Source organism: Streptomyces sp. NPDC058221 (assembly GCF_042882365.1).
In the GTDB taxonomy this organism is placed as follows: domain Bacteria; phylum Actinomycetota; class Actinomycetes; order Streptomycetales; family Streptomycetaceae; genus Streptomyces.
This window is the reverse complement of record NZ_JBHVWF010000232.1, coordinates 1-8,286: the sequence shown is the minus strand read 5'-3', so window position 1 is coordinate 8,286 and position 8,286 is coordinate 1. Positions and strand designations below refer to the sequence as shown.

Annotated in this window: 8 protein-coding genes and 1 pseudogene; 4 read left to right on the top strand and 5 right to left on the bottom strand. The window is 72.5% G+C overall.

Annotation, left to right across the window (positions count from 1 at the left end):
- Together ACFVW8_RS37195 and recX are read left to right on the top strand one after the other, a co-directional pair.
- Positions 1–312, top strand: a pseudogene (locus tag ACFVW8_RS37195) (DNA recombination/repair protein RecA); the annotation flags it as partial.
- Positions 313–315: 3 nt separating this feature from the next.
- Positions 316–1,059, top strand: coding sequence for a recombination regulator RecX (gene recX / locus ACFVW8_RS37190; protein WP_389698120.1), 744 nt, complete (start codon positions 316–318; stop codon positions 1,057–1,059).
- 104 nt (positions 1,060–1,163) lie between these two features.
- On the opposite strand, the gene ACFVW8_RS37185 is transcribed toward recX, so the two are convergent.
- On the bottom strand, positions 1,164–1,901 hold the full coding sequence (locus tag ACFVW8_RS37185) for a hypothetical protein (protein WP_389698118.1): 738 nt from the start codon (positions 1,899–1,901) through the stop codon (positions 1,164–1,166).
- Between the two features lie 208 nt (positions 1,902–2,109).
- Here ACFVW8_RS37185 and ACFVW8_RS37180 point away from each other — a divergent pair, with 208 nt between their 5' ends.
- Both ACFVW8_RS37180 and ACFVW8_RS37175 read left to right on the top strand, forming a co-directional pair.
- A complete protein-coding gene (locus ACFVW8_RS37180) occupies positions 2,110–2,805 on the top strand; it encodes an ArsR/SmtB family transcription factor (RefSeq protein WP_389698116.1) in 696 nt (231 codons plus the stop codon).
- Positions 2,802–5,360, top strand: coding sequence for an FtsX-like permease family protein (locus ACFVW8_RS37175; protein WP_389698114.1), 2,559 nt, complete (start codon positions 2,802–2,804; stop codon positions 5,358–5,360). The genes ACFVW8_RS37180 and ACFVW8_RS37175 overlap by 4 nt, the downstream gene beginning before the upstream one ends.
- 27 nt (positions 5,361–5,387) lie before the next feature.
- On the opposite strand, the gene ACFVW8_RS37170 is transcribed toward ACFVW8_RS37175, so the two are convergent.
- The 4 genes from ACFVW8_RS37170 to ACFVW8_RS37155 form a co-directional block, all read right to left on the bottom strand.
- Positions 5,388–5,795: a rhodanese-like domain-containing protein gene (locus ACFVW8_RS37170; protein ID WP_389698112.1), complete on the bottom strand. Its 408-nt coding sequence runs from the start codon at positions 5,793–5,795 to the stop codon at positions 5,388–5,390.
- Positions 5,792–6,301, bottom strand: coding sequence for a cysteine dioxygenase (locus ACFVW8_RS37165; protein ID WP_389698122.1), 510 nt, complete (start codon positions 6,299–6,301; stop codon positions 5,792–5,794). Before ACFVW8_RS37165 ends, ACFVW8_RS37170 begins: the two co-directional genes overlap by 4 nt.
- Before the next feature lie 100 nt (positions 6,302–6,401).
- Complete coding sequence (locus ACFVW8_RS37160) at positions 6,402–6,488, bottom strand: putative leader peptide (protein WP_311307652.1); 87 nt, start codon at positions 6,486–6,488, stop codon at positions 6,402–6,404.
- A 33-nt stretch (positions 6,489–6,521) separates the two neighbouring features.
- Positions 6,522–8,135, bottom strand: a complete 1,614-nt coding sequence (locus ACFVW8_RS37155) for an FAD-dependent monooxygenase (RefSeq protein ID WP_389698110.1) — start codon at positions 8,133–8,135, stop codon at positions 6,522–6,524.
- Positions 8,136–8,286 lie beyond the last annotated feature (151 nt).

Genomic DNA, 8,286 nt, shown 5'->3' with positions numbered 1-8,286 from the left:
ATCGACATGGGCGTGGACAACGGCTTCGTACGCAAGGCCGGCGCCTGGTACACGTACGAGGGCGACCAGCTCGGCCAGGGCAAGGAGAACGCCCGAAACTTCCTCAAGGACAACCCCGACCTCGCCAACGAGATCGAGAAGAAGATCCTGGAGAAGCTGGGCGTCGGCGTGCGGCCCGATGCAACGCCCGCCGAGCAGCCCGGCACGGACGCGTCCGGAACCGCCGCGGCTCCGGCCGACGGTGCGGCGAAGCCGGTGACAGCGGCGGCCGGCAAGGCGAAGCCGGCCAAGACGGCGGCGGCCAAGAGCTAGCCCGTGACGCGTCGCACGGAGTGGCCGGGCAGCGCCGCCGAATCCGGCGCGGGCCCCGGTCCCGAATTCGCCGCCGGACATACCACCGGGTCCGCCGATGAGTCCGATCTGCCCTTCGAGCCCTCGGCCGGGGCCGGCCGGGGCAGGAGTTCGGGCACCGGATTCGGTGAGGGGGCCGGGCGCCGTTCCCGGTCCCGTTCCAGAAGCAGCGGCTCCCCTTCCTCGTCGAGGGCCGAGAAGGGGGAGCCGCGAGATCCGGTCGAGCAGGCGCGCAACATCTGCCTGCGGCTGCTGACCGGGAATCCGCGCACCCGTCAGCAGCTCGCGGACGCCCTGCGCAAGCGGGAGATCCCCGACGAGGCCGCCGAAGAAGTGCTCTCGCGCTTCGAGGACGTCGGGCTGATCGACGACGGGGCGTTCGCCGATGCCTGGGTGGAATCACGGCATCACAGCAGAGGGCTCGCACGTCGCGCACTCGTGCGTGAGCTGCGGACCAAGGGGGTGGACGCGGCCGTGATCGACGAAGCCGTCGGCCGGCTCGACCCGGATCAGGAGGAGGCGACAGCGCGCGAGCTCGTCGCGCGCAAGCTCCGCTCCACCCGGGGGCTGGACCGTGACAAGCGGCTGCGTCGGCTGGCCGGCATGCTCGCCCGCAAGGGGTACGGGGAAGGGATGGCCCTGCGCGTGGTGCGCCAGGCGCTCGAAGAAGAGGGTGAGAACACGGAAGGGCTGGACGATCCCTTCTGACCGGCCGGCGTCCGGACCTCCGCGGCTACGGTCACCTGCGCCCACGGGGGAGGCGCAGGCGGCGAAGTTCCGGGTTCGCGGTGGGAGCCGGGAGTGCTGTTGACTCACTGCCCGGCGCGGGAGGCGCGGCTGATGGTGGCGTCGATCAGGGCAACGGCATCCGCGGCGGTGCGCCCGGGATACCGGTTCCACGGCCCGATCAGCCCGGTCCAGCCCTGCGACCGGAGTTCGGTGATCAGCCAGGCACCGGCCCGGTCGACGGTTTCGAGTGAGCCGTAGCCCAGGCGGTGCGCGGTGAGCATGGCACCGCAGACACAGCGGGCGCCCCGCGCATTGCGAAGCCGGTACGGGGTGTTCTGCCAGCCCCACTCGGTCAGGATCTGCCGCGCGTGGGCGAGATGGGTGGAGGGCCGCACCTCGGGCCGGCCGATGCGCCGCCAGGAGTGGAGCCGGTCGGGCAGGAGCGCACCCATACGCCCGGGCAGCGGACGCTCGCGCGGCACGGCGGCGGGCAGGGCACGGACCGTATCCGCGATCAGCTGATCGACCGGCACGGACAGCAGGCCACGCCAGTCGGCTGAGCCGCCGTGCGTCGGTTGCGAGGAGTGCGTCCGGTCCGAAGGATGCGCGGGACATGCCTGATCCGAGGGACACGGCTGACGCGTCGGATGTGAAGTGTTCGGCGGCTGTGACGGGACCGGCTTGTGGCCGGCCGGGGCGGGTCGTACAGGTTCCGGCGCAGTGCGGTCCCAGTCCGTGACGATCTGCCGCCACGCATCCGTGTCATGGAGCCGAGTGGCCTGGATATCGAGTTCGTCGGGGGTGAGGGCGGTGGTCGGCATCGGTGCTGGCTCCCCGTCATAGCGGTCCATGTCGTTGAGGCGAATGTCCGTCCCGTACGGGGTCCGCTCCACCGGAGCGAGGCCATACGGGTGTGTCGCGACGGATTCCGGGCCCGGCGAGCCCAGGGGACGCGGGGGAAAACCCCCGTACGAAGACGCCGGAGCACTCCAGTGCACAGGCACCTGTGCACAGAGCACTGTGTGACGCATGCCAGAGAAGCCCGGTGGGACCGGTGGAACCGAGATCACGGAGCTGGCGGCGCTCAAGGCGCTGGCCCAGCCGCGACGTCAGCGGATCCTTGAACACCTCCATATGCACGGCCCCGAGACGGCCACGGGCGTTGCCCGCGCCCTGGGGCTGAACACCGGCGCCACCAGCTACCACCTGCGTGAACTGGCCCGGTACGGATTCGTGGCGGACGACGTGCTCCGGAAGCCCGGCGCCCGCAGGGCGCGGTGGTGGCGTGCGGTCCCCGGCGACCGCCGCTTCCCGCCGCCGTCCCGGCGGACGCCCGGGACCCAACGCGTCATGGACGAGCTGAACCGTCATGCGTACGCCGCCGATCTCGCACTGTTCGAGCGCCTCCAGCGCGAGAGCGCCGGGACGGCGGACGGCCGGGGCGCGGACGAGTGGGCCGATGCCTACCCGTACTCACGTGGCTCCCTCCGGCTCACCCACGCCGAACTCGGCGCGTTCTTCGAGGAGTACATCTCCCTGATGAACCGCTACAGGCGACCCGACGCCGAAACCCCGCCGGGCGCCCGCACCGTCCACACCCGACTGCTCGCGTTCCCGGCCCCCCGGGCGTCGGGCGGAGTCTCCATGCCCGGTGACGGCGGCGACGCAGGCGGCGACGGCGCATCAGCAGACCACGACAACAGAAAAGAGACGGCCACATCATGATGCTGCGCTACGCCTTGCGAACGATCAGGCACCGCAAGGGTGGATTCCTCGGAGCACTGCTGGCCCTCATGTGTGCCGCCGCCCTCGTCACCGCCTGCGGCACCCTGCTGGAGACCGGTCTGCGCGGACACATCGCCACCGAGCGCTATGCCGCGACACCACTCGTCGTCTCCGCCGACCAGAACGTGCACCGGACCGTCGTCAAGCACAGGGGGAACGGAAAGACCAAGGTCAAGCACAAGGCGAAGCCGGTCGCCGAGCGCGCCTGGCTCCCCGCCGACGACGCCGGCCGGCTTCGCGGCCTGGAGGGTGTCCGGGCGGTCGTGCCCGAACTGACCTTCCTCGCCCAGCCGCTCGGCCTCCCGGCGGCCGGCACAGCTGACGGTCCGCCGTCCTACGGCCACGCCTGGACCTCCGCCCCGCTCACCCCGTTCGCCCTCACCGCGGGCCGTGCACCGGCCGCCTCCGCCGACGTGGTGATCGATCGTGGCCTCGCCGAACGTGCGGGCCTCAAGACCGGGGACCGGCTCACCGTGCAGTCCACCCAGGCCCCTCGCACGTACCGCGTCAGCGGCATCGCGGCCCCGGACGGCCGTGGCCGGCTCCGGCAGCAGACCACGCTGTTCTTCTCCACGGCGGAGGCCGAGCGGCTCGCCGCGCGCCCCGGCCAGGTCACCGCGTTCGGCGTGCTGCCCGCATCCGGCACCGACATCGGCCGGCTGAAGGAACGGGTCGCACAGGCCCTTGACGGAACGACCGCCCGGATCGCCACGGGTGACGACCGGGGGCCGGTCGAGTTCCTGGACGCGGCGGGCGCCCGGGTCAAGCTCATCTCCATGGGAGCGGCCATGGGCGGCACCTCCCTGCTGGTCGCCGTGCTCGTCGTCGTCGGCACCTTCGCGCTCTCCATCCAGCAGCGCCACCGTGAACTGGCCCTGCTGCGCACCATCGCCGCCACCTCCCGGCAGATCCGCCGGTTGCTCGGCCGTGAGGCGCTGGTGGTCGGTGCCGTGGCCGGGGTGCTGGGCGCACTGGCGGGGCTGCCGCTCGCCGGCTGGCTGCACGGTCGATTCATCGACACCGGGGCTGTCCCGGCGACCCTGGAGCGCACGGCAGGTACCGTCCCGGCCCTCGTCGCCCTCGCCGTCACCCTCATCGGTGCCTGGGCCGCGGCCCGGATCTCCGGCCGCCGCATCGCGGGGCTCCGTCCGGCCGAGGCCATGGCCGAAGCCGCGGTCGAGCGCGCCCGGCCCGCACGCCTGCGGACCGCCGCCGGTCTCGTCCTGCTTCTCGGCGGTGGTGTGCTGGTCGCCGTACTGAGCATCCTGCGCACCGAGGCCGCCTCCACCCCCGTGACCTTCCTCGCCGTGGTGATGCTGGCCACGGCGGTGTCGCTCCTGGGCCCGTTCCTCGTACGGGGTGCCGCCGCCCTGCTGGCGGTGGTGCTCCGGCCGGCTGGTCCCATGGGGGCGCTGGCCACCGCGAACATTCGCGGGAACTCCACCCGGATGGCCTCCGTCGTCACCCCGCTCACCCTGCTCATCGGAATGACCTGCACGGTGCTCTTCATCCAGCCGACCCTCGGGAACGCGGCTCTCGCCCAGGCCCGTGAGGGCACCCGCGCGAGCTGGGTACTCGGTGCGCAGGGTCCCGGCGTCCCGTCCGGCGCCGCCGACGCCGTCCGCACGACGCCCGGTGTCACCGCTGTCACCGAGGTCGTCCGGACCACGGTCCGGGTCGGGCTCGACAAGTACCCGGCGCAGGGGGTGACCGCGGCCGGCCTCGCCCGCACCTGGGACCCCGAGGTGACGAGCGGCTCGATCGCCGCATTCAGCGCGGACCCGCATGCCGCAGCGATCAGCGAACTCGCAGCCGAACAGCTCGGCCTGCACCCCGGCAGCAAGCTGGAACTGCACCTCGGTGACGGAACCCCGGCCACCTTCGAGGTCGCCGCCGTCTACCACCGCGGCCTGGGCTTCGGCGACCTGACACTGCCGCACGATCCGGTCGCCGGGCACATGGACAACCCGCTGGCCTCCACCGTCCTGGTGGCCGGAGACGCCTCCAGGAGCGAACTGACCGCAGCCGTGAAGAAGTTCCCCGGTACCGCGGTCATGGCCCCGACGGCCGCCGACAAGCTCCAGGCGGACCGGCAGCAGGAGAACGCCGAGGTCAACCTCCTCGCCATGGGTCTCGTCCTGGCCTTCACCGCCATCGCGGTCGTCAACACGCTCGCCATGTCGGTCTCCGAGCGGCTCAAGGAGTTCGCGCTCCTCCGGCTCGCCGGAGCGACGCGCCGTCAGGTGCTGCGGATGCTGCGCATCGAGACGGTGTCGGTCCTGCTGATGGCGGCCGTTCTCGGCAGCGGCATCGCCCTCGCCGTACTGACCGCCTTCAGCATCGGGGTGACGGGCGGAGCGGCCCCCGCCGTCCTGCCGCTGGTGTACGCGACGGTGGTGGGTGCCGGGGCGCTGCTGGCACTCATCGCCACGGCCCTGCCGGGGAGGCTGGCACTGAAGGCCCGCCCGGTGGAAGCCGTTACGCCCGGTCAGTGACCTGAGCACATTTCCCGGGGCTTTCGGTCATACGTCGACCGGGAGCCCCGCCGTGCGCCAGGCCTGGAAGCCGCCGGCCAGATCGGTGGCCCGGTGGAGCCCGAGCCGGCGCAGGGATTCGACGGCCAGGCTCGACGCGTAGCCCTCGTTGCAGATCACCACGACCCGGAGATCGTGGCTCACCGCCTGCGCGGCGCGATGGCTTCCCTGCGGGTCCAGCCGCCATTCCAGCTCATTGCGCTCGACGACCAGCGCACCGGGGATCAGCCCGTCCCGGTGGCGCAGCTCCGCGTAACGGATGTCGACGAGCAGGGCACCATCGGCGGCCGCCGCCTTCGCCTCGTCGGGGCCGAGCCGCTCGTATCCGGAGCGGACCCGCTCCAGCAGTTCGTCGATCCCGACCCGTTCCGTACCCTCGTGCGGTCCCTCGCTCACTGCCAGTCCTCCGGGCGTTCGGTCTGTTCGAGGCGGAGCACCGCGCCCGTGCGGCTGTAGCGCCGGATCTGCGGGAGCGGGGGATAGTACGCGTGGACGGAGACGGCGTGCTCCGCGGCGGACTCGTTCAGCACCTCGTGCACATGGTGCTTGCCGAAGGCCCTGCCCCGACCGGGCGTCAACTCCCTTGACCGGTCGATGTCCTCGTTCAGTTCCAGGGTCTTCCAGCCGTCGGTGGGCAGCCGCGCCGCGAGGGAGTGCTCCTTGAGCGTGCCGCTCGCGGTCAGGAAGGCGCCGATCGAGTCGGCGTGATCGTGCCAGCCGGTGCCGGTGCCGGGCGGCCAGCCGATCAGCCAGGCCTCACTGCCGCCCGGCCCGTCGAGCCGGATCCAGGTCCGGCCCTCGGGATCGAGCGGGAGGGATGCGATGAGTTCGGTGTCCGCGGCGGTACTGCGGACGAAGTCGAGCAGTTCCGCCGCGCTCGGAGCGGAGGCGGGCGTGCGCACGGAGACAGCGGAGGGAGAAGCAGACACGGAGACCGTCCTGAGAGTTCGCGTGGATGCCCTGGCGTACGTCGTTACGCACGGCGGGGCAGGTGAAAGCGATTCAGCAGGACGGGCGACACACGCAGCCCGCATAGCGGAGCAGGTCCATATGGACCCTCCGCCACAGGCGCACATCGGTGTCGGTCATGTTCCGGAGTAGACCATGAGCGCCGGTGGGGGGTCAATTGATGTCTGCGGTGTGATCGGAGCGTTCGGAAGTGCGGGATGCGCCGCCGCGCGCCGCATCCGCCGCCGCGAGGAGCTCGGCGGGACGTACGCCGCCGAACGACTCCACGAGGTGACCGTCCGGTCTCACCAGCAGAACCGTGTGCGCGGACGCCCCCGGATAGTTCTCGGCCACCAGCAGCTCACCCTTCACCGGCAGGGCGTCGACCGCCTCGGCCAGCCGGGGCATGACTCCGGCCCGCATCCAGTGCCGTCGGTCCCACACACCGGTACCGGGGGCCACCAGGACCACCAGCAGCCGCCCCTGCCCCAGCCGGTCCCGAAGCCGTACGGGTGTGCCGTCCGGCGCCGTCACCCGGACATCGGCGACCGGCGCACCGGGGGGCGTACCCACCGGTGTATGCGCCTCGGCGCGTGGGGGCGCAAGGGGGGAGAGGGAGTACGAAGGGGGCGCACCGAGCGGGCCGCATCCCAGATGTCCGTCGGTGAGCAGCGAATCGTGCCCCCGTGCGCTCCCCGGAACCAGGGTCCGCAGACCGCCGCCGCCCCGCAGTATCGGCAGCGACTGGTCGGCGGCGCGCAGGCGCGAGGCGACCGCGGCCCGGCGCTCCGCCTGGTAGCTGTCCAGCAGCACGTCACTGGCACCGTGATGCCAGGCCAGACCCAGCTTCCAGGCCAGGTTCTCGGCGTCCCGCAGCCCCTCGTCCAGCCCCTGGGTGCCGAGCGCGCCCAGTAGGTGCGCGGCGTCCCCGGCCAGGAAGGCCCTCTTCACCCGCCACCGCCGGGCGAGCCGGTGGTGCAGCGTGTAGACACCGGTGTCCAGCAGCTCGTACGGCGGCGTCACGCCGCACCAGCCCGCCAGGGTGTCCCGGACCCGGGAGAGCAGGACGTCGGGCGTGACGAGCTCGCCGCGCGGCGGCAGCAGCCAGTCCAGCCGCCAGACGTCGTCCGGCAGCGGCCGTGCGGTCACCTCGGCGCCACCGGAGCGCCACGGCGGCAGCCGGTGCAGCACGGCCTCGCCCGGCCACGGCAGCTCGGTACGCAGCGCGGCGACGGCATGCCGCTCCACCGCCGTACGCCCGGGAAACCGGATGTCGAGGAGCTTGCGCACGGTGGACCGTGCCCCGTCGCAGCCGACCAGGTAACTCCCGCGCCACCAGGTCGAACCCGGCTCCCTGGTGTGCACGGTGACCCCCGTCGGATCCTGCTCCAGCGTGTCGATCCGGCTGAGCCGGGCCGTCTGCACCAGCTCCTGCGCGGCCACCGCGTCCCGCAGCCCGCGCACCAGCGCGTGCTGCGGCACATGGACGGGCGCGGCCGGCGGATCCCCCAGCGGAGCGCCTTCGCCGAGCGGCAGTTCGCGCACCAGCTGCTTGCGCCGCATGGACCGCCAGCCGGACCAGCGAAGCCCCTCGTCCTGGAGCGTCTTGCAGCCGAGCCGCTCCACCAGGGCGGCCGTGTCCTCACGCAGCACGACCGTCCGGGCCGGTCGCGTCTCGTCCTTGCCCGGATCCTCGTCGAGCAGCACGGACGGCACGCCGTTCGCCGCGAGGGTGAGCGACAGCACCAGGCCGACCGGCCCGGCACCGACGATGATCACCGGGTCCACGGCGCGGCCCCCGGAACGTGTACGGCCGGACGCGAGGAGGCGCACGAGCAGAACGACCGGCCCGGGACGGCCCGGGGGGTCGGGGACGGCGGCGGAGAGGATGCGGCGGCGGAGGGGGCTCGGAGCGCGATCACAGAACGTATGCAACCTG

Coding starts and splice junctions, on each gene's coding strand:
- ACFVW8_RS37160 (WP_311307652.1), bottom strand. CDS start 6,488: ATGACCGACACCGATGTGCGCCTGTGGCGGAGGGTCCATATGGACCTG.
- ACFVW8_RS37175 (WP_389698114.1), top strand. CDS start 2,802: ATGATGCTGCGCTACGCCTTGCGAACGATCAGGCACCGCAAGGGTGGA.
- ACFVW8_RS37185 (WP_389698118.1), bottom strand. CDS start 1,901: ATGCCGACCACCGCCCTCACCCCCGACGAACTCGATATCCAGGCCACT.
- ACFVW8_RS37180 (WP_389698116.1), top strand. CDS start 2,110: ATGCCAGAGAAGCCCGGTGGGACCGGTGGAACCGAGATCACGGAGCTG.